Consider the following 22,835-nt stretch of genomic DNA (forward strand, 5'->3'; position numbering starts at 1 on the left):
AATAGGTCTGTTTCAACACTTACTCAGCGCTGTCGCTTTGAGCTTCGGCTGTCGCTGTGGGCTCTTCCATGGTTTCTGCATTGTATTCTGTACGAGTCATGAGCACCTCTCTGGGCTTACTGCCGTTTGGCGGTCCTACAATACCGCGTTCTTCCATGGATTCAATCAATCGCGCAGCACGGTTATAACCAACTCTAAATCGTCTCTGCATCATAGACGCCGATGCCTGCCCGGTATCAATGGCAAAGTTAATAGCATCTTCCAAATACTCATCAGCATCATCAGTGGGTACGGCTGTTGACGTTTTAATGTCATCGAGTATTGATTCGTTATAAGTCACTTCTTCAGTCTGTTGTTTAATAAATGTCACGACAGCTTCAACTTCCTCATCCGACATAAAGGCGCCCTGTGCTCGTTTTGGCTTTGGTGCGCCAACAGGATAATAGAGCATATCGCCTTTGCCAAGCAATTTCTCTGCGCCCCCCATATCAATAATGGTTCTCGAATCGACAGCCGAAGAAACTGAAAAGGCAATTCTCGACGGAATATTTGCCTTAATCAGACCTGTGATAACATCGACGGATGGACGCTGTGTTGCAACAATAAGGTGGATACCTGCCGCACGCGCCATTTGCGCCAAGCGGCAAATGGCATCTTCCACTTGATTGGGCGCAACCATCATCAAGTCTGCTAACTCGTCAATGATAACGACAATTTGCGGCAAGTGCTCTTCTTCCGTCCCTTCAACTTTTTTATTGTAGCCCTTCATATCACGCACACTGGTCTCTGCAAAGAGCTTATAGCGTCGCGTCATTTCATTGACCGCCCAACTCAAAGCAATTGACGCTTTTTTGGCATCGGTAACGACGGGCAAAATCAAATGTGGAATACCGTTATAGTTACTTAATTCGACCACCTTCGGATCGATCATTAAGAATTTAACTTCATCTGGTGTCGCATGAAATAAGATACTGGAGATAATCGTATTGACGCAAACCGACTTACCCGAACCAGTTGCACCGGCAATCAATAGATGGGGCATACTTGCCAAATCGCCAATAATGGGATTGCCGCTGATATCCTTTCCGAGTCCAATGGTAAGTTTTGATTTTTGCTGACGAAAATCAGGGGAATTAAGGACTTCTTTAATGGTAACCATGGTCGTCGTCTTATTTGGAATTTCAATACCGATGGCAGCCTTCCCCTGAATTGGCGCAATTCTTACTTGACTTGTCGCTAAGTTTAAGGCGATGTCATCACTTAAACCGACAATTTTGCTGACTTTAACGCCCGGGCTTGGCTGAACTTCGAACATCGTAATCGACGGTCCCTTCTTGACTGAAATCACTTTCGCATCAACGTTGAAGTTATTCAGTGTTTCTTCCAAGAGCCGTGCTTTATCTAAGTATTCCTGCTTATCGTCACTGCCTTTCGCATTGTTGACCTCTTTTAGTAAGGTCAATGGCGGCAGCTCATAATGTTGTATCTTCTTTTCCTGTGACTGTTTGATTTCGTCATTAACCGCCTGTCTCGTTTCAGGTGTAATATCTTTTTCCTTTATTTTTTCCCGTGTTTCTTCCTTGACGGCAACCGTTTCTTTCGTTGATTTTCGCTGGCCATCGTAAAAAGTAATATCATCTTTTGAACCTTCTGAAGCCGATGTTTCTGGATACGTCACTTCTGTACGAGAATGCGCATGAGTGAGAACAGTCTTATCGCTTGCGTCCTTCTGTTCAGGCAGTTCGTGCACAGCCTTATTTACGAGATCCATGACAGCAGCCTCTGTCGGCACTTCAGCAACAACCGATTCGGCACTGGCTTTTTCCATTTTTTCATACGTATCGTAATCAAAGCTTTTAATGTGCTTTTTACGATTGACTTGCCGTCTCGCATCAAGCGTCGACAGAAAATGCGGTTCCAGCTCACGTGATTTATCAGCTTGCCGATTGTTTTTTAACCGCTTGCTCTGCGACGCGTCATCTTCCTGCGGCACATCCAGCGCAGCTTCAATTATCGCCTGCATCGCTCGTTTCTCCATCGTCTCTTTACGGCGGAGTTCCCATAAATCTTGAATTGAAATTTTCGTCCAGATCATGAAGGACGCAATACACATCACGAGAATAATGAGATAAACGCCGACGATGCCGATCAGTTTTAAGGCACCGATGGTTAACAAATTGCCAACGACTCCGCCGGTTTCATGCAACAAGCCGCCTGCAAAGAAAAGCTTTACAGCATCCCCCGTTAGCGGTGCCTCTATTGCGAGAAGTTGGTTCCGTGCCGTACTGCCATAAGCAATAAGCGTCGAAATCAATGTTCCCGCCAAGAGCAGGAGTGTTACCGCAATATTTAGTCTTAATTTTGCCGGCTTTAAGTTGCGGTTGAGCCCTATGAAAACATAGGCAAAGATAAAGAACGGCATAATATACCCTAAGTAGGAAAACATTCCCAAGTACACGGTTCGAAATGCGTCGCCGACAATGCCGACAACTTCTGTATAGAGTCCAACCAGAGAAAGTAATGTAAAAAAGATGAGTCCCAGCATTTTCAGTTCATACTGAATTTTATAATTTCTGGCCAATTCCTGTGCATTCGGCTTTTTAGCGCCCGTTTTTCGAGCCGTTGTCGTCTTTGTCTTCGCAGGTTGTTTTTTCTTTTGCGTGTTTTTTTGTGATGACGCCAAACTATCACCTCACTTATTATGACACCTTTTCGGTTTACAAACTTAAATCAAATGTCTCATGCAGGATCGGTAATGCATCCTGCAAGTATTTTTGCTCAATCAGGCATGCAATGGTCGTATAAGAATCCGATGTCTGAAGAATCTCGACACCAGCGCCGTGAAGGGCTTTGACGACACGTCGCATAACGCCCGGCACACCGTGAATGCCCGGCCCAATAATGGTTATTTTAGAGCAGTTTTCAACAATATTACTCGACATTTTTTGCTCTGCTGCAATCGCGGCAATAATTTTCACTGACTGCATTGGTACGGTAAAAAATTTTTCGTTCGGTAAAAAGTTAATAAGATCAATTGAGATACCATAGTCAGCTAAACGATCCAAAAGCCTGTCAAAAGCAAATTCATCTCCTTCATGCGCAATGCGGCACTGCGCAATGCCGTTTAAGTGCGCGATTGCCGTCACCATAGACGGCTGCGACCGATCCGCATCAACAAAAATGCGCGTTCCCGGCGACTTTGAAAACGTATTCTTTACCCACAGCTCCATTTTAGCACGTTTTGCTACGGCAATTGCCTTCGAATCAATCACTCTGGCACCATCTAATGCCATTTGATAGACTTCCTCATAGCTAATTTGGTCAAGCACCTTGGCCCCGGCAACATAGCGCGGATCTGCTGTCATGACGCCGTCGACATCTGTATAAATTTCCACGCGTACGGCTTTCAGCATCTCGCCGACAATAACGGCTGTAGCATCTGAACCGCCTCTTCCCAGCGTCGTGACGCTGCCGGTTTCGGTAACACCTTGAAAACCTGTTAGTACAAGGACATCGTAATCATTGACAACGCGCAGCAGTTTCGTCGCATCAGTTTGAATAACCGTGGCACTTCCGAATTGGTCATCCGTCGTAATACCGAGCTGTGCACCGCTCACGGCACGCGATGACATGCCCGCACCTCTTAGTGTATTGGCAATCAGCGCTGCCGAAATCACTTCGCCACAACTCATGAGAAGATCAAGATCCGGCGATGCTTCCTCATCATAAATCGCCCGGTACATTTCAATAAGGGAATCCGTTGCATAAGGTGCCCCTTTTCGACCCATTGCCGATACGACGACGACAGGCATCTCATCATGTTCCAAACAGTATTTAGCATTTTCAGCAATAACACGGCGTCCAGCATCCGTTGCAACAGAAGTACCGCCGTACTTTTGAATGACAATATCCATGCGCGCCTCTATACGCCTGTTGAACCAAAGCCACCAATGCCCCTTTCGGTATCATCAATGGAATCAGCTTCTTCCCAAGCGATAGTTTCATATTTCGTAATAATCAGTTGGGCAATGCGATCGCCTCTCTCAATCACAAAAGGGGCATCCCCTAAATTAATCACAGGAATTTTTAATTCTCCGCGATAGTCACTGTCAATGGTTCCCACACAATTTACCAGCGTTATGCCGTTTTTTATAGATAGGCCACTACGTGCGCGCACTTGGCCTTCATAGCCACTTGGAATAGCAACAAACAAGCCTGTTGGCACAAGGGTTCGCTGCATTGGCAATAGCGTTATTGCCGTTTCATTATCGGCAAGTAAATCCATCCCCGATGCACCCTCTGTCTTGTACTCAGGCAGCGGATTGCTGGATTGATTGACAATTTTAACGTTCATGAATACCTCCTAAAGCATTTATCGTCTTGTCAGTTGTCTGACAAATTCATCATAATAGTCTTTTGCTTCACTTTCTTTAAGATCGCCAACAATGGCCATGGCGCATTGCCCCGTTCCAAAGCAGAGCTCGATGAGTTCGTTCAATGTACCGCCCGTTATGGATTCAATTTTTTCAATCATGGTTGGCACATCCTTCTCTAAATGATTAAAGAGTTCAATACGCCCGATGAGATCCATATAATGGTCTGTACCCTCTAAACCCAATAGAAAGCTACCTTTCAAATGTGCTTTACCGGCTTCGATTTGATGCTTTGTGATGCCGTTCTCTCTGAGCTTCCAGATTTCTGCTGCGATACAGGCTAGTGTTTGTGAAAGATTTTCTTTGGATGCGCCAAAAGTGACATTCAATGTCCCCACGTGGTCGTAAAATGAAGGCTGTGCATAGATTCCATAGGAAAGACCATTCTGTTCCCTGACGGATTGAAACAGCATGGAACTGTTAGTCCCGCCAAAGATATTGCTCAGCAGCATCATCTCATAATTGCGGTCATCTTCATAAGAAATACCCGGAAAATCAATTGACACCTGAACCTGTTCGATATCCTTCTTTCGACAGATAAATCCCCAATGCATCGTCGGTACTTCAACATCCGGCACAATCATATCTCTGTCGTTTTCCAGACTGCCAAAGTAAGTTTCCATCAAATAGAGCATCTGCTTTTCATCAAAGGCACCCGTCACTGAAATCACCATAGCACTTGGCTGATAAAAACGATGAAAATAATTTAATAAACGCCCACGCGTCAGCCCTTTTACCGATTCCTTATTCCCTAAAATAGGTAGCGCCAGCGCATGCGAACCAAAGACCAAAGCTGTCAGCAAATCATCGACGACATCCTCAGATGAATCCTCATACATATTGATTTCATCGATAATGACATTGCGTTCTGTCTCGATCGCCTCCGGATCAAAGACGGAGTGACCGAGCATGTCCGCCAGCAGTGCAATCCCCGTCTCTAGATCATCACTCAACAGTTTCGTGTAAAAGCAAGTGCAGTCCTTCGCTGTAAAGGCATTGATTTCGCCGCCGAGATCATCAATAATTTGTGAAATCTCATAGGTTGAGTGCGATGTTGTCCCCTTGAACAGCATATGTTCAATAAAATGCGAAACGCCATTGTTCGCTTTCGTTTCATGTATGGAACCCGTCTTAATCCACGCGCCGACACTAACGGATTGGTAACCTTCCAGTGTCTGATAAACGACGGTTACGCCGTTATTAAGCTGTATTTTTGAATGCAATCTTTCACCTCAATTATGCGTTCTGTCATTTATGCTGAAAGCGATCAAATCGCTCCCATAAAAGTATTATAACATAAGAAAGATAATAGCCGCAGGGATGCGAGTATTATCTTTACGAAATGCATGTCATAACTTCATTCATCGAATGGTTGCGTCTTTGACGCATCTGTTATTTATGCGTCTTTATTATTTTCCAGTAATGCTTTTCGAGATAAGTTGATGCGGCCTTGATCGTCAATTTCAATGATTTTAACCGTGACTTCATCACCAATGTTCAAGACATCTTCAACTTTCGCGATGCGTTTTGTATCAATTTGCGAAATGTGGACGAGTCCTTCTTTGCCGTGACCTAGGTCGACAAATGCACCGAATTTCATGAGACGCGATACTTTACCTGTGTAGACTTGACCGACTTTGGCATCTTGTGTAATAGCTTCGATTTCTTCGAGTGCCTTTTGACCGCCAATGCCGTCATTTGCGGTAATCAGTACCGTACCATCATCTTCAATATCAATTTTAACGTTGAATTCTGATGTGATTTTCGTAATAACTTTTCCGCCTGGTCCAATAACGTCTCTGATCTTATCAGGATTGATGCTGATCTTGAAGACACGCGGCGCATACTGAGAAAGATCCGGTTTTGGCGCGTCAATAACCTCAGCCATTTTGCCAAGGATAAACAGACGTCCAACTCTCGCTTGCTCAAGCGCTCTTTCTAAAAGTGCTTTATCAAGACCGTCAACTTTAATGTCCATTTGAAGTGCTGTAATACCGTCTTTTGTACCAGCTACTTTAAAGTCCATATCGCCGAGCGCATCTTCCATGCCTTGGATATCACTTAAGATCGCGATTTCATTATTTTCCTGAATAAGCCCCATTGCAATCCCTGCAACAGAATCTTTAATTGGTACACCGGCGTCAAGCAACGACAGCGTGCTGCCGCAAATACTAGCCTGTGAGCTAGAACCGTTACATGTAACGACTTCCGATACCAGTCGAATGGTATATGGGAAATCAGCTTCTGATGGGATCACCGGCAGAAGTGCACGTTCGCCAAGGGCACCATGGCCGATTGCGCGGCGGTTGGTTCTGTTGATACCGACTTCACCAACTGAAAACGGTGGGAAGTTGTAATGATGCATGTAGCGTTTTGTATCCTCAAGGCCTAAGCCGTCAATACGCTGTGATTCACCGAGCGCACCAAGTGTTGTAATGGTCAGCGCTTGTGTTAAACCGCGCGTAAAGAGTCCTGAACCGTGTGTTCTTGGCAGCAGACCGATTTCACAAGATACAGGACGAATGTCTTTAATGCCGCGGCCATCTGGTCTAACGCCTTCATTGATAATCATTTTTCTGACAATATCTTTTTCAATTGCTTTAAATTGATCTTTCAGGAAATCGTCATCATCGGGATGTGTTTCACTAAAGTGTTCAATCAGTGCCGATTGCAGTTCATCCAGTGCGTCATTACGCTCATGTTTCCCTGGTATACGAACGACTTCATTCATTTTATCTGCGAGAAACGCTAAAATTTCCTGTTCATAAGCATCATCTTTTTCCGGTAAAATGACGTCAAATTTCGCTTTGCCGACTTCCGCAATAATATCTTCGATAAATTGACAAATGCGTTGAATTTCAGCATGACCAAACATAATCGCTTCCAGCATTACGCTTTCAGGGAGAATATTGGCACCCGCTTCTACCATGACAACGGCTTCCTTCGTTCCGGAAACGACGAGATGCAATGTCGATTTTTCAGCTTGTTCAACCGTTGGATTGATAACGAGTTCGCCATCGACATAACCTACGACAACGGCTGCTGCCGGTCCGTTAAATGGAATATCGGAAATGCCGAGTGCAATGGATGCACCATTCATGGCAACGGTATCCGGTGTACAGTTTTGATCAACAGACATAACGGTTGCCGTTACTTGAACATCATTTTTCATACCACTTGGGAAAAGTGGACGAATTGGTCTATCGATCAATCGTGCCGTTAAGACAGCACGTTCAGAAGGACGGCCTTCACGTTTAATAAAACCGCCTGGTATCTTACCAACAGAATAGAGTTTCTCTTCAAACTCGACACTTAATGGAAAAAAGTCAACGCCTTTTCTCGGTTTTTTCGACGCAACAGCTGTAATGAGCACCATGGTTTCACCATAGCTAATCAGAGCTGAGCCATTTGCCAAATTACCGATTTTACCGATTTCAACCTTAAAAGGTCTGCCGGCAATCTGCGTTTCAAAAGTTTTTACTTCGTTAATCATAATGCCTCCTAGCTAAATTGTAATGACATTATCACACAGAATTTATCCTACTTATTTCAAATCAGCCATCATCAATGCCGTCATCTGCTGAAAGGACTGCACAAACATGAGGACTCACTTCAAATAAGTAGGATATCAAGATAAATTCTCGGATACTGTCCGGGGGTTACCCCCTATTGTTTATTATACTAAATTTACAACAAAATATAAAGCACGAATCTTATCCTATCCCATTTGCTGCCACAGGCCATTTCACATGACAGCAACTTTAGCGCTTTAAAAAAGACAGGCTTAAAAGCCTGTCTTTACCATCGACAATACTATTTTCTGAGGTTGAGTTCTGCAATAAGCGCTCTGTATTTCTCGAGGTTGTTGTCTTTCAGATAACCGAGAAGGTTTCTGCGTTTACCAACCATTTTGAGAAGACCTCTTCTTGAGTGATGATCTTTCTTATGAATAGATAAGTGACCGTTCAGCTCATTGATTCTGAATGTCAATATTGCGATTTGCACTTCCGGTGAACCCGTGTCCGTTGGATGTGTCTTAAACTTTTCGATAATTTCTTGCTTTTGATCTTTAGTCATTTTAATTCTCCTTTTTAATATTTAACCTAAAACCGAGTGACCGTCGGAGTTTCGTATCACAAAGTCTTGGTCCAGAACATTTCGATTATACCATGCTCTAGTACTGTTGTAAAGTTTATTCTGCATCAAAATAGGCCATCATGCTGCGGTAGTCATTTTGCATTGCTTCGACAAGTGCATCCACTGAGTTAAATTTCATTTCATCTCTTAACCGCTTAATAAAGTGCACTTCTATGACTTCATCGTATAAATCTCGATCAATCCCTACGATATGTGTTTCAAGGTGAATGCCCTTTTGATTAAACGTGGGATTCGTGCCCACATTGGTAACACTGCGATACTTTTGACCGCGCAAGATGGTTTCAGTAATGTAGACGCCCGATTTTATGGTGCTGATGTTTTCCTTTATACGCAGATTGGCCGTCGCGAAATTAATGGTTCTGCCAAGTCCTTTGCTGCGGACGACCACGCCTTTTACAAAATGACGTCTACCAAGATAATAATTGGCCTCTTCAATTTTGCCTTCGATTAAAAGCTCGCGTATGAGCGTCGATGAAACGCGTATGTCGTTTTTCATAATCGGTTTGACAATCTCATACGTATAGCCATATTGTTCAGAAAATGCTTTTAACATCTCGACGTCGCCGCGCCCTTTGAGACCAAAGTGAAAATCGTAGCCGACAGTCAAGTGCTTCATATTCAGCAGCTTTACCAAAATCGTTTCAATAAAAACTTCAGGTTCAATAGAAAGCTGAGCCATATCAAATTTAACCAGTGCAAGATAATCAAAGTCGAGTCGTGTAAAAATCTGTACTTTCTCCTCGACATCCATTATTTTGGGCGGTACATTGTCAGGCGACAACAATTCCCTCGGATGATTTGAAAATGTGTAGACAAAGGATTTAAGGTCTTTCTCCTCCGCAACGCGTTTCATACGATTCAGCACTTCAATATGACCGATGTGAAGGCCGTCAAACGATCCCAGTGCAACAGATGTTCCCGCTTCAATCGGTTCAATTTCCTCTATATCAAAAAAAATTTTCATCGTCTTTCTACCATTGATCTTTCTGTCCCAACTATTTTTGCCCATTGAAGTCATGCTAAGAGACCATCAATCGTCAAATCGCTTTTTCAGTATTCGCTTCCCCGCGGAATCCATGCAGATGCCATAAAATGCCTGATTAACATAGAGTCGATACAAGGATTCAGAAACTGATGAAGGATTCATACCCATCTCAGCAACTGAAAAACAAGGATCTGCAAAGGCCTTTAAATCAAATTTAACACCATTATCCAGCATTTTCCGATGCTGTTCATCCAGTTCAACTGCAAAGATCGGAAAATGCACCAATGCCGTTTCAATACTCACCAGATGCGCAGCCGCCCCTTCAGCCTCGAGCTGCTCCAGCGAAACTGCCATGTCCATGGTGAACGGTTCTGAGCTGGTTCGCGTCAGAGCTGTCATATGACCAAGCGTTCCCAGCGTCTTTGCAATATCTTCACAGAGCGTTCTGACATAAGTTCCCTTTGAGCACTTGACCGTAAAACCGATTTTGTCACGGTCAAATGTCAAATGATCCATGCTGTAAATTGTTATTTTTCTTGGTTTACGTTCGACTTCAACCCCTTGGCGTGCCAAGTCGACAAGCTTCCTACCATTTATTTTAATAGCGCTGTACATTGGCGGAATTTGCTCAATTTCACCGACAAACTGCGCAACAGCCAGCCGTACGATATCTAAGTCTAAAGTCGGTACCGATGCAGTATCGACAACAGTTCCCCACTGATCACCTGTATCTGTCGCTTCGCCGAGCTTCATTTCACAGACATAAGTCTTTGTGCGATCCATCAAAAAATCCACGATTTTCGTCGCATCGCCAATACAGATGGGCAAAACACCTGTCGCCATTGGATCCAGCGTTCCCGTGTGTCCAATTTTTTTTTGATTTAAAATGCGCCGCATGCGTGATACGACATCGAATGACGTCATATGCTGCGGTTTGTTAATGACGATCACACCATTGATCATGTATTTGATGCCTCCATTTGCTTACAGACGCGCTCGACAATTAACGCTTCAAGTTCTGCCATAGGCAGCGAAGTGGTAAAACCAGCCGCTTTAACATGCCCGCCACCGCCAAAGTGCTTGGCAATAGCACTAACGTCAAAATTATTCTTTGCTCGCAGCGATCCTTTAATACCGCCATCTGTTGTTGTCTTTAAAAAAATGACGACCTCAACGCCTTCGATGTCGCGAACATATTCAACCACACCATCTGTATCATAATCATCATACGCCAATTCGCGTTTCAAGGTGTCGTCGAGTTTCACAAATGCGACACGCCCCTTTTCAAACCGCTTAAGCGTTTCAAAAATACGATTGAGCAAATTCAGCTTTTCAAATGGCTTGTTTTGAAACAGCGCGACGTTTAGCGCATTGAAATCAAACGCATATGACATGAGTCTGCAACAGACTTCAAAGGTATACGGCCTTGTATTAGAGTACCTAAAACTGCCGGTATCGGTTACAATCGCCGCATAGAGCGCTTCAGCAGAAAGCGCGTTTAATGGCATTTCCCACGACTCTATCATTTTACAAATCAGTTCACCTGTCGACGATGCATCAATCTCAACGATATTGAGGTCGCCATACGATTCATTTGTAAAATGATGATCAATATTGATAAGCGGCATTCCAGATGTGATCAACGCGGCACGATCTGCAAAGAGTTTTGGCTCACCACAGTCAACTGCGATCACAAAACGGTAGTTGTCCGGCACGTTACCGGCGCTGACCAAACTGCCCGTCGGCAGCTTTTCTGTTATAAACGTCAAATTTGAGGGGATATCATCATTTAAGATGATGACCCCCTCAATACCTTGTGTTTTTAACAGATGCTGTATACCGATTGCAGAGCCGATGGTATCACCATCAGGGGATATATGCGGAAAAATAAGAGCTTTTTCACCGCTGTATTCAGCTAAGAACGCTTTAAATGCTTCATATTGAATCATAAACTGCCTCCAAATGCTTGCTATTCGTCATGTGCATCCGGCATTTCATCTGTTTCTTTTTCAGCTGCATCGTCAGATGCAGTTGCTTCTGTGTTGTCACTGTTCTCTGTCTCTTCCGGTCCCATAGCATGCGAAGCCTTAAGCTGACCGATAATTTCATTGATGTGCATACCGTGTTCGATTGAGTGATCAATTTTAAAAATCGGTTCCGGCGTATAATGAAGTTTCATGGATTTGCCGATTTCTTTTCGAATAAAGCCCTTGGCACTGTTCAGTCCGTCAATGGTGAGCTGTATATCGTGATTGGGATCAAAGCAACTGATATAAATCGTTGCATAACGCAAATCATTGGTAACTTCAACATATGTGACAGATGCCAGTTTTGATACTCTTGGATCTTTGATGCCAATGAGTATCGCCTGACTTACAATTTTTTTTACTTCCTCGGATATTCTCCGTATTCTTGGGTTGGGCATCAGACCACCTTCTTTCTTAATATTTGAGTGTCCCTCTGCTGCCTTGTAGGATCAGGCGAAGTCCCTATTTAAGGCCTTCGCGCTTTACTTCCTCCATTACAAATGCTTCGATTTCATCCATTTCCTGCAAATCATTATAGCTTTCAAGGCCAATACCGCATTCATAGCCCTGTGCCACTTCTTTCACATCGTCTTTGAAGCGTTTCAGGGATGCAATCTTACCTTCGAAGACGACAATGCCTTCTCGAATAAGACGTACCTGTGCGTTGCGCGTTACTTTACCGTTGGTTACATAGCCGCCGGCAATCGTGCCGACACTTGGCACTTTAAAGGTTGCACGCACTTGAATTCTGCCGAGAATAACTTCCTTAAACGTTGGATCAAGCATCCCCGTCATAGCCGCTTCGACATCGTTGATCGCATCGTAGATAATGCGGTAAGTTCTAATATCAACACCTTCTTGTTCTGCCAAGTACTGAACGTTGCTGGACGGTCTGACATTAAAGCCAATGATGATGGCACTGGAAGCAGATGCCAAAGTGACATCAGATTCTGAAATCGCGCCTACGTTGGCATGGATAATATTAACCCGTACTTCTTCATTGGAAAGTTTGAGTAATGACTGTTTAATCGCTTCAACTGAACCGTGAACATCCGCTTTAATAATGATATTGAGTTCCTTGATCTCGCCTTCTTTAATTTTGGAAAAGAGATCTTCGAGGGTAATACCAACATTTTTATTAAGCGATTTCTCTCTGAAAGTAATCGCGTTTTTCTCTGCAATATATCTTGCTGTTTTCTCGTCTGGTGTGACATAAATCTTCTCACCAGCTTGCGGTACCTCTGCCAAACCATCTATTTCAACGCTTGTTGAAGGCCCGATACGCTTAACTTTCTTGCCTTTATCATTATAAAGCGCTTTCACTTTACCATAGGTAATGCCCGCGACAACCGGATCACCAACTGTCAGCGTTCCTTTTTCAAGGATAATGCTGGCAACCGTACCACGGCCTTTAACCACTTTGGCTTCAATCACGGTTCCGACGCCCGGACGATCAGGATTTGCTTTAAGTTCTAGCACCTCAGCGACGAGCAATACCATTTCAAGCAGTGTTTCAAGGCCTTCACCTGTTTTGGCTGAGACTGGTACTGCGATAACATCACCGCCCCATTCTTCAATGATAACACCCTTTTCAGACAGCTCTTGCTTAACACGATCTGGGTTGGCATTTGGCTTGTCAATTTTGTTGATGGCAACAATAATCGGTACACCAGCTGCTTTACTGTGGTCAATGGCTTCAATTGTCTGAGGCATAACGCCGTCATCCGCTGCTACGACGAGGATTGCAATATCTGTAATCTTTGCGCCACGCGCTCTTAAAGATGTGAAAGCCTCATGGCCCGGTGTATCCAGAAATACTATTTTTTCATTGCGATGCATAATTTCCGATGCACCAATGTGTTGTGTGATACCACCGGCTTCACCGACGGCAACGCCCGTATTGCGGATGGCATCGAGAAGTGATGTCTTTCCGTGATCAACGTGGCCCATGACCGTTACGACTGGTGCACGTTTAACCAGCGTACTCGGATCGTCCTCGGCATTGAGTTCATAAACTTCTGCCAAGTCAATCTCTTCAACTTCTTCAAGTTCGAGGCTGATATTGTAATCTGCTGCGATCAATGCCGCCGTATCGTATTCCACGTCCTGATTAATCGTCGCCATAATACCTGAATCCATGAGTTTCATAATGACTTCATTTGGATTTTTGTTGATAATTTCAGCCAATTCCTTAACGGTAATCTTTTCAGGAATGGTTACAACTTCCTTTTGAAGGATTTCATCAAGTTTTTCAGAACGCTCTTTTTCACTGGCTTTTTGGTACTTTAGTTTTTTCTGTTTTGTTTTCTTTGTGAAGTCGAAAGCGCCTCTTCGCTCATTGGTGTTTGAACCGGCGTCTTTTACTGGACGTTTTGCTTTTTTTGATTTTTTATCGAGTTTGTCCGTTTCGAACGTAACAACAATTTTATCTTTCTTTGTGCGTTTCTTTTTACTTGGTGTCTTTTCTGCTATTTCTGATGCAAACGTATCTTTTTTCGGTTCTGTACGCTTTTTCTGTTGGTAAGCAGGTCTTTGATCGCCGTCTTTGTCTTTATTATAACCGCCGCCGCGATTATCATAACTCCTAGGCGGTCTACCCGAATTGCCTTGGTTGCGGTTATCGTAGCTTCTTTGAGGACGATCGCCTTGGTTGCGGTTATCGTAGCTTCTTTGAGGACGGTCACCTTGGTTGCGGTTATCGTAGCTTCTTTGAGGACGATCACCTTGATTGCGGTTATCGTAGCTTCTTTGAGAACGATCGCCTTGGTTGCGATTATCGTAGCTTCTTTGAGGACGGTCACCTTGGTTGCGGTTATCGTAACTTCTTTGAGGACGATCACCTTGGTTGCGGTTATCGTAGCTTCTTTGAGGACGATCACCTTGGTTGCGGTTATCGTAGCTTCTTTGAGGACGATCGCCTTGGTTGCGGTTATCGTAGCTTCTTTGAGGACGATCGCCTTGGTTGCGGTTATCGTAATTTCTTTGCGGTCTGTCACCTTGGCTTTGGCTGCGGTTGTCGTAATTTCTTTGCGGTCTGTCGCCTTGATTTTGGCTGCGGTTGTCGTAATTTCTTTGCGGTCTGTCACCTTGATTTTGGCTGCGATTGTCGTTGCTTCTCTGAGGGCGATCGCCTTGGTTACGGCTTCGATTATCGTTATTTCTAGATTGACGTTCTTCTTGTTTTACTTCTTTTGTACGATCGTAAATAATCTTATTGTGTGACTTTTCAGGTGCCGGTTTAAACGTTTGTTTAAGTTTGGCAACTTCGTTATCCTCAAGTGTACTCATGTGATTTTTCACATTCATACCTAGGGATGACGCTGCATCAATAAGATCCTTACTGGATTTATTCAAAGTTTTTGCTAACTCGTGAATTCGGACTTTTGACATAGGTTCACCTCCGGGGTTATCGCGCATCAATTTCAGCAATTAATGCTCTCGTAAATTTCTTGTTTGCAATGCCGAACAGGCCATAATTTGATTTTCCAATTGCCTGAGAGAGCACCTCCTTGGTAGACAATACTCTATAGGGAACACCTTGGGCTTCGCACAATCTGATAAACTTTTGTCGCGCTGATTCGCCAAGATCATCAGCAATAATCAGCAGTGATACTTTTCGGCGCAGCACCCCTTGTTCACAGGATGTTTCACCTAACATTAAATTGCCGGATTTTTGTGCAAATCCCAATAGTGTCAATACATTATTCATGTTCAGCTAACCTCTCTCGTAATGCCTGAAGCACATCGTCGCCAATTTGCGTTTCCAGTGCACGGTTAAAGGCATTTCGTTTTGCGGCGGTGTCAAAACACTTTTTATCATTGCAAATATACGCACCTCTGCCATTCGCCTTTCCTGTAAAGTCCACGAAGACCTCACCTTCTTTGTTCTTGACAATACGTATGAGTGCTTTTTTAGGTTTCTGTTCGCCGCAGCCAATACATTTTCTCATTGGAATCTTTTTCATGGCTATGCCTCATCTCCATAAACATCGTTGTATTCACCGATTTCCATTAAGTAATTTTTGTATTGCGTTTCACTTTTAATATCAATCTTCCAACCGGTTAATTTTGCAGCGAGTCTGGCATTCTGACCCTCTTTTCCGATTGCAAGAGAAAGCTGATAATCCGGTACGACAACAAGTGCCGAGTTGTCATCCTCATCGACTTCAACACGCATGACTTTTGAAGGACTCAGTGCGTTTGAAATGAGGATAGCCGGGTTTTCATGCCATTCGATGATATCAATTTTTTCACCTTGGAGTTCATCGACAATGCTTTGAACGCGATGTCCTTTTTGACCGACACATGCGCCAACAGGATCAAGATCCTGATTATTGGCATAGACGGCAATCTTCGTTCTGGATCCCGGCTCTCTGGAAATGCTCTTAATTTCGACTTCGCCATCGTAGATTTCCGGCACTTCAATTTCAAACAAGCGCTTTACAAGTCCCGGATGTGTACGAGAAACATAAATCTGCGGCCCCTTCGTCGAGTTGCGCACTTCTGTAATATACGTTTTAAGGCGTTCGCCTTGAATATAGGTTTCATTTGGAATTTGTTCATTTAACGGCAAGATTGCTTCAGTACGACCTAAGTTAATGTAAATGGTCCCTTTTGAAATCCTGTGAATAACACCATTGACGATTTCACTTTCTCGACTGGAGAACTCTTCAAAAATAACACTGCGCTCCGCTTCGCGAATTTTTTGAACAACAACTTGCTTCGCCGACTGCGCTGCAATTCTGCCAAAATCTTTTGGAATAACCTTTTCCTTGACCACATCACCGCTCTCATAATCTGAATCGATTTTCTTGGCGTCTTCGACAGAAATCTGGGTGATGTCATCCAGTACTTCTTCAACGACCAATCGGACGGAATAAACGTTGAATTCGCCAGTTTCTCTATTTAATTCGACTTCTACGTTATGCGTTGCGCCAAAATTGTTTTTATACGCCTTGATGACAGCATCTTCAATAACGTCAAAGAGCATATCTAATTCCAAACCCTTTTCTTTTTCTAATTGCTCTAAAGCCAATAGTAACTCAGTTTTCACGTTTTTCCCTCCTAATCAAAATCTACCACAAGCTTTGTGAGTGATACTTTACTCTTCGGAATCTTTACCGTTCCCATCGATGCATGATTGAGTACGACTGAATCCACTTCAAGGCCGACGAGTTCACCAACAATCACCTTCTGACCTTCATAAGGCTGATACAATTTAAGCTGTACCTGTCTTCCGGCAAAGCGTTTAAAATCAGCGTCTTTCTTGAGAATACGCTCAACGCCAGGCGAAGTCACTTCCAGAAAATACTGTTCTTCAATCGGATCGAGCTTGTCTAGTTTATCATTTAAAAATCGACTGACATCAGCACAGTCGTCCAAAGAAATACCCGTTTCATTATCAATGGTTACCCTCAAATAACGATATGGCCCTTCCTTAACAAATTCTACATCCACCAGTTCCATTTTTTGAGCAGTCAAAAAGGGGGCTAAAACCTCCTCCACAATATCAACAACTCGTTTTTTTCTCATGGGGCACCTTCTTTCTATTCAATTGTCCTGCATTCACAATTTGCATGCAGTTTCATTTATGTGATGCCGAAAAGACATTTCGGCAAAAGTTCCAATTTAATGGCGATTAAAGCCTTAATTTAGGTTGTACACACGAACAAAGAGTGGGATTTCCCACTCTTTGAAGTCTAAGCCTATTAACGTTTTTATTATAACACATATTGCCTTCAGTTGCAAATACCAATTACGTCTTTCGCTGACGGCATCTGGCTTTGTACCATTTCAGCTATTCGCTAAAATCATAACTTGCTATCTAAAAGAAGGATAGCTGATTGGCATCCGGAAGTTCTTCAAAACAACCGTGAACCTTCATTGCTTCGACAACGGTCTTTGAGACACGTGTCTTCATTTGAAAATCCTCAATGGACATAAAATCATCGCTGGCATCTCTCACTTCAGCAATGGCCTGTGCCGCACTGGCACCAACACCTTGCAGCGCTAAAAATGGCGGCAAGAGCTTTCCGTCTTTGATCTTGAATTTTTCTGCATCTGAATCCTTGATGCTCACTTTGAGCATTTGAAGTCCCCGACTATACATTTCGTCGACGATCTCCAGCAGCGATGCAAAATCCTGTTCCTTTTTAGACGGTTTTTCAATCTCCTCTAATCGCTTCATTTCAGCCCGCACGACTTCTACGCCTTTGCAGACAAGTTCTGCATCAAAATCATCAACTTTACTGGCGTAGTATGTTGCATAAAATGCCAACGGCTGATGTACTTTAAAATAGGCGATTCTGACGCTCATCATAACGTAGGCGACAGCATGTGCTTTTGGAAACATGTATTGAATTGTCTGACATGACTTGATGTACCAGTCTGGTACGTCTTTGGCTTTCATATCGACAATATCCTGCTCGCCAAGGCCCTTGCCCTTTCTGACTTTTTCCATAATTTTAAAGGATGTCAGCGGTTCGAGCCCCATTTGGAGTAAATAGTTCATGATGTCATCACGCGTTGCAATAACATCTTTAATGGTAACAATATTTTCTCGAACCAGTGTCTGGGCATTGTTGAGCCAAACGTCGGTACCATGGGACAGTCCCGAAATACGAACGAGGTCGGAAAATGTTTTAGGTTCTGTATCTTTCAGCATTTGGCGAACAAACTTAGTGCCGAACTCCGGAATACCCAAACTGCCAATATCAAGTGAATAAGTAGGATCTTTAATATTGAGCGTATCAATGGATGTAAAAATTTTCATGGTGTCGGGATCACCAATTGGGATATCAAAGACATCTATACCCGTCAATTCTTCAAGCTGCTTAATAATAGTCGGCACATCATGGCCCAGTATATCGAGCTTAAGCAGGCGTCCGCTGATAGAATGATAATCAAAATGCGTCGTAATGACATCTGATGACACATCATTGGCTGGATACTGTATCGGACAGAATTCATGAATATCATGATCGCTCGGTACGACCATGATGCCGCCGGGATGCTGCCCTGATGTTCGTTTAATCCCTGTCAGTCCCTTTGCCAATCGCTCGACTTCTTTATAGTGAATATTCATTTCACGTTCTTCAAAATATTTTTTTACATAGCCAAAAGCGGTCTTATCGGCAATGGTACCAATCGTACCGGCTTTAAACGTCTTGCCTTTACCGAAGAGCACTTCACAGTATTTATGTGCATTTGCCTGATAAACACCTGCAAAGTTAAGGTCGATGTCGGGCTCTTTATCGCCATCAAAACCGAGGAATGTTTCGAATGGAATATCATAGCCATCTTTAAAATACGGTGTTCCACATTCCGGGCACACTCTATCCGGCATATCACAGCCTGAACCATAACTGCCGTCTGTAATCCATTCGGAATGCTTGCAGTTTTTGCAGATATAATGCGGCGGCAATGGATTGACTTCAGTAATATCGCTCATCGTAGCCGCCAGCGATGAACCGACGGATCCCCTCGAACCAACCAAATAGCCATCTTCAAGTGATTTGGTCACCAGTTTTTGAGCAATGATATACATGACAGCATAGCCATTGCTGATAATAGAGTTCAATTCTCGATTAAGCCGCTTTTCAACAATCTCCGGAAGCGGATCACCATAAATCCGCGTCGCTTTTGCAAAACACATATCACGGAATTCTTCATCGGCGCCCTCTATCTTTGGCGGAAATGTTCCCTTGGGTACAGGGAGAATGGCTTCGCACATCTCCGCAATCAACTGTGTGTTATCAATGACGACTTCTTTTGCCCGACTGCCGAGGTAATCAAACTCTTTAAGCATTTCTTCTGTGGTTCGGAAATATAGGGGGGCTTGATTATCCGCATCTGAATACCCGGACCCAGCCATGAGAATCCGCCTATACACTTCATCATCGGGATTAAGAAAGTGAACATCACAAGTTGCGACCACAGGTTTACCAAGCTGGTCACCTAGCGCCAGTATTGCCTTATTAAAGTCAGCCAGCGTCTCTCGTGACTTAACACGACCGTTTTCGATCATAAAGTTATTATTGCCTAACGGCTGAATTTCCAAGTAATCATAAAATGAAGCAATCGCTTCAACACGCTCTGCTTCAAGATTGTTGAGCAGCGCCTTGTATAGTTCGCCCGCCTCACACGCACTACCGAGAATAAGCCCTTCACGCTTTTCAATCAGTTTTGATTTCAGAATACGCGGTTTGCGGTAAAAATATTCTAGGTTAGACATGGAGACGAGTTCATACAAATGCCTTAGACCTTGGTAGTTTTTCGCCAGTATAATGATATGATTCATATCGCGCATGCGGAAATCCATGTTTTCCGATGCATATGCATTGAGTTGTTCCAGTGTCGAAACACCAGCTTCTGTTAACATTTCAATAAACTTAACCAATACCCGCGCAGTCGCCTCTGCATCCGCTACAGCTCGATGGTGATCATTGAGCGCGATTTTAAGATGCTTCGTAACTGCTTTGAGGTTATGTTTTTTAATCTTCGTCAGTAAAAGTCGGCTCAAAGCCAACGTATCTAAAATCGCATTTTCGAATGCGAGACCCAATCGCTGGGCATTTGTCCTGATAAAGCTGCAGTCAAACACCGCATTATGTGCGACTACAGGCGCATCGCCGACAAATGCCAGAAATTCAGGCAAAATGACATCAATGGTAGGGGCATCAGCAACCATATCATAATTAATGCCTGTGAGTTCGACGATATGGCTGGGAATCTGCCTTTCGGGATTAACAAATACGCTGTATCGATCAATAACAACGCTGTCTTTGATCTTTACAGCACCAATTTCTATAATTCGGTCATCCTGATTGGAAAAACCGGTGGTTTCAATATCAAACACGATATAAGTATCATTCAACTGGTAATCTAAATTGCGATCGACCATTGGCGTCACATCATCAACGAGATAACCTTCGACACCATAAATGACTTTGATTTTATCACCGCATGCATGATCGGCATCCGGAAATGCTTGAAGGGCGCCATGATCAGTAATGGCTACGGCGGGATGTCCCCACTTTATGGCCGTTTTAATCAATGCGCCGACAGATGTCATGCCGTCCATTTCACTCATATTCGTGTGCATATGCAGCTCAACGCGCTTATTTGCGGCATTATCCATACGTTCTGTCAACTTTTTCCCCGCATTGATTGCCAATAAGTTTAATGTTTTTTCACGATCATACGTATCATAGCGATTGGTGCCTTCTACAATCAGCCATGCATTGGCATTGATAAAATCCAGCACTTCTTCTGCTTCATTCTTTTTGACAAACATTTTTGCGCAGATTGCATCGGAATGGTCTGACAGGTAAATTTTGATCATGGTCTTGCCGCTTTGCAGTTCGCGTGTATCGACACTGATTACTTCGCCCTCAATAGCATAGACTTCTTCCTCGTTGACAATATCAGCGACTTTACTAATTGACTTGCGAATACTGCCCTTAAGGAGACGGCTTTTTGAAGCTTTTGTATTACCGCTGTTTTCGCGGCTTTGATTTTGTGATCTTTCTACTGATGCAGCAACGGCTGCCGCGCCGGTATTGTTTTGGATATGCGTTTGAATTTCATCTTCCTGCATGCGCTCAAACGCTTGAAACCCTTCAAAAGCTTCTTTTTCAGCAGCTGTTTCAATGCGCGCCGCAATATCGAGATTTTGATCACAAATTTTTTGGATCAAAGCCGTCGTGTTGAATTGATGAAACGTATTTTCCAGTCCTTTGTCATCAAAGGTTATGTGAATCAAATCGTTTTCGAACTTTATTTTTGACTGACTTAAGATACTCGCAACAGCAGGACTCTTTCGCTTCACAACGCCCATGATATTTTCCCAGTTGCGCTCAATGAGCAGTTCTTTGGAACATTCTTCCGAAACAATACTGACATCAACGCGTTTAATAAAGCTGAGCGTCGCCATCAGTTGATTTTTCAATTGTTCAATTTTCGCATCTTGGATGCGCTCTGCCGTGCCAATTTGTATGTTCAGCGCCTCACGGCTTTTAATGTACTCAATGCGCTTGACGTCAAGTTTTTCAATATCAACAATATTGCCAACCAATTCATTAAATTTCATGATGCCATCCCAACTTTAGTTCATTTACCAATACAGTTCCCCTCGTACTATCAACGAGTCGAAGGCCTTCATCCTATTTTCCCTTAAAGTGTTTCGATTTCCGCCATAAGGGCTTCAATGACTTCGGATTCCTTCACTTTTCTAATGACGACACCCTTTTTGAATATCAGGAATTCGCCCTTTCCCCCTGCAATGCCCAAATCTGCTTCACGCGCTTCACCTGGTCCATTGACAGCACAGCCCATAATGGCTAGCGTCAGTTTTTTTGGAACATCTTTAAGCTGCTCTTCAACTGCTTTTGCAACACTAAAGAGGTCTACGTTGGTACGACCGCATGTCGGACACGAAATGAAACGTATCCCAAAATCCCGCAAATTCAATACTTCCAGTATCTTCTTTGCTACGCGCACTTCTTCGATTGGCGATTCTGTCAGCGATACGCGAATGGTATCGCCAATACCATTTAAGAGAAGCGACCCAATGCCGATTGCTGATTTAACCGTTCCAGAAAATTGTGTTCCCGCTTCGGTTACGCCAAGGTGCAGCGGATAGTCAACGGATTGTTTTAATAATTGATATGCATCGTATGTCAGTTTGACATCCGTTGCTTTAATGGATATGACAATGTTGTCAAAATCCAGCTGATTCAATATGCGAACGTGTCCCAATGCACTTTCAACAAGCGCTTCCGGTGTGACACCGCCATATTTATTATAAACTTCTCGTTCCAACGAACCGGAATTAACACCGATCCGTATGGGAACACCACGATTGGATGCCGCGTTGACCACTGCCTTAACTTTGTTGACATCACCAATATTGCCTGGATTTATGCGAACCTTGTCGACACCAGCTGCAATGGCTTCAAGCGCTAGTCGATGATCAAAGTGAATGTCTGCAACCAACGGGATGTGTATTTGTGACTTTATCTTGTCAATTGCCTTTGCCGCCGCCATATCCGGCACGGCGACGCGAATAATTTCACATCCTGCGCGCTCAAGTTCAAGTATTTGTTTAACAGTTGCCTCGACGTTGTCAGTCTTTGTATTTGCCATTGACTGAATGCGAACAGGATTATCGCCGCCGATGGTGATATTCCCAATTTTAACCGTTCTGGTCATGCTGCCTCCTATTAACAGCAC

17 protein-coding genes are annotated in these 22,835 nt (G+C 43.6%); all 17 read right to left on the reverse strand.

Annotation, left to right across the window (positions count from 1 at the left end; genetic code table 11):
- Window positions 1-19 precede the first annotated feature (19 nt).
- On the reverse strand, window positions 20-2,683 hold the full coding sequence (locus tag KHM83_RS15035) for an FtsK/SpoIIIE family DNA translocase (RefSeq protein ID WP_246543138.1): 2,664 nt from the start codon (window positions 2,681-2,683) through the stop codon (window positions 20-22).
- Between the two features lie 34 nt (window positions 2,684-2,717).
- A complete protein-coding gene (locus KHM83_RS15040) occupies window positions 2,718-3,914 on the reverse strand; it encodes an aspartate kinase (protein ID WP_213237857.1) in 1,197 nt (398 codons plus the stop codon).
- A gap of 8 nt (window positions 3,915-3,922) precedes the next feature.
- Complete coding sequence (gene dut / locus KHM83_RS15045) at window positions 3,923-4,354, reverse strand: dUTP diphosphatase (RefSeq protein ID WP_213237858.1); 432 nt, start codon at window positions 4,352-4,354, stop codon at window positions 3,923-3,925.
- A gap of 18 nt (window positions 4,355-4,372) precedes the next feature.
- The gene (locus KHM83_RS15050) at window positions 4,373-5,656 is read right to left on the reverse strand and encodes a M16 family metallopeptidase (protein WP_213237859.1); all 1,284 of its coding nucleotides are present in this window, start codon (window positions 5,654-5,656) and stop codon (window positions 4,373-4,375) included.
- 173 nt (window positions 5,657-5,829) lie between these two features.
- Window positions 5,830-7,926, reverse strand: a complete 2,097-nt coding sequence (locus KHM83_RS15055) for a polyribonucleotide nucleotidyltransferase (protein WP_213237860.1) — start codon at window positions 7,924-7,926, stop codon at window positions 5,830-5,832.
- A 320-nt stretch (window positions 7,927-8,246) separates the two neighbouring features.
- Window positions 8,247-8,510: a 30S ribosomal protein S15 gene (rpsO, locus tag KHM83_RS15060; RefSeq protein ID WP_213237861.1), complete on the reverse strand. Its 264-nt coding sequence runs from the start codon at window positions 8,508-8,510 to the stop codon at window positions 8,247-8,249.
- Between the two features lie 115 nt (window positions 8,511-8,625).
- Entirely contained in the window at window positions 8,626-9,600 is a 975-nt protein-coding gene (locus tag KHM83_RS15065) for a bifunctional riboflavin kinase/FAD synthetase (RefSeq protein WP_213237862.1), read from the reverse strand.
- A gap of 21 nt (window positions 9,601-9,621) precedes the next feature.
- Window positions 9,622-10,536 carry a tRNA pseudouridine(55) synthase TruB gene (truB, locus tag KHM83_RS15070; RefSeq protein ID WP_425513880.1) on the reverse strand — a complete coding sequence of 305 codons (915 nt, stop codon included), beginning with the start codon at window positions 10,534-10,536 and terminating at the stop codon, window positions 9,622-9,624.
- Window positions 10,536-11,525 carry a DHH family phosphoesterase gene (locus KHM83_RS15075; RefSeq protein WP_213237864.1) on the reverse strand — a complete coding sequence of 330 codons (990 nt, stop codon included), beginning with the start codon at window positions 11,523-11,525 and terminating at the stop codon, window positions 10,536-10,538. The genes truB and KHM83_RS15075 overlap by 1 nt, the downstream gene beginning before the upstream one ends.
- Before the next feature lie 20 nt (window positions 11,526-11,545).
- Window positions 11,546-12,001, reverse strand: a complete 456-nt coding sequence (gene rbfA / locus KHM83_RS15080) for a 30S ribosome-binding factor RbfA (protein ID WP_213237865.1) — start codon at window positions 11,999-12,001, stop codon at window positions 11,546-11,548.
- A 64-nt stretch (window positions 12,002-12,065) separates the two neighbouring features.
- Entirely contained in the window at window positions 12,066-14,993 is a 2,928-nt protein-coding gene (infB, locus tag KHM83_RS15085; protein WP_213237866.1) for a translation initiation factor IF-2, read from the reverse strand.
- A 16-nt stretch (window positions 14,994-15,009) separates the two neighbouring features.
- Window positions 15,010-15,312, reverse strand: coding sequence for a L7Ae/L30e/S12e/Gadd45 family ribosomal protein (locus KHM83_RS15090; protein WP_213237867.1), 303 nt, complete (start codon window positions 15,310-15,312; stop codon window positions 15,010-15,012).
- The gene (rnpM, locus tag KHM83_RS15095) at window positions 15,305-15,574 is read right to left on the reverse strand and encodes an RNase P modulator RnpM (protein WP_343213164.1); all 270 of its coding nucleotides are present in this window, start codon (window positions 15,572-15,574) and stop codon (window positions 15,305-15,307) included. Before rnpM ends, KHM83_RS15090 begins: the two co-directional genes overlap by 8 nt.
- Window positions 15,571-16,656: a transcription termination factor NusA gene (nusA, locus tag KHM83_RS15100; RefSeq protein ID WP_213237869.1), complete on the reverse strand. Its 1,086-nt coding sequence runs from the start codon at window positions 16,654-16,656 to the stop codon at window positions 15,571-15,573. Before nusA ends, rnpM begins: the two co-directional genes overlap by 4 nt.
- A gap of 11 nt (window positions 16,657-16,667) precedes the next feature.
- Window positions 16,668-17,135, reverse strand: a complete 468-nt coding sequence (locus KHM83_RS15105) for a ribosome maturation factor RimP (RefSeq protein WP_213237870.1) — start codon at window positions 17,133-17,135, stop codon at window positions 16,668-16,670.
- Between the two features lie 292 nt (window positions 17,136-17,427).
- Complete coding sequence (locus tag KHM83_RS15110) at window positions 17,428-21,693, reverse strand: PolC-type DNA polymerase III (RefSeq protein ID WP_213237871.1); 4,266 nt, start codon at window positions 21,691-21,693, stop codon at window positions 17,428-17,430.
- Between the two features lie 83 nt (window positions 21,694-21,776).
- The gene (gene ispG, locus KHM83_RS15115; protein WP_459251411.1) at window positions 21,777-22,826 is read right to left on the reverse strand and encodes a flavodoxin-dependent (E)-4-hydroxy-3-methylbut-2-enyl-diphosphate synthase; all 1,050 of its coding nucleotides are present in this window, start codon (window positions 22,824-22,826) and stop codon (window positions 21,777-21,779) included.
- Window positions 22,827-22,835 lie beyond the last annotated feature (9 nt).

The sequence above is a fragment of the Fusibacter paucivorans genome, from assembly GCF_018390735.1.
Taxonomy (GTDB): domain Bacteria; phylum Bacillota; class Clostridia; order Peptostreptococcales; family Acidaminobacteraceae; genus Fusibacter; species Fusibacter paucivorans.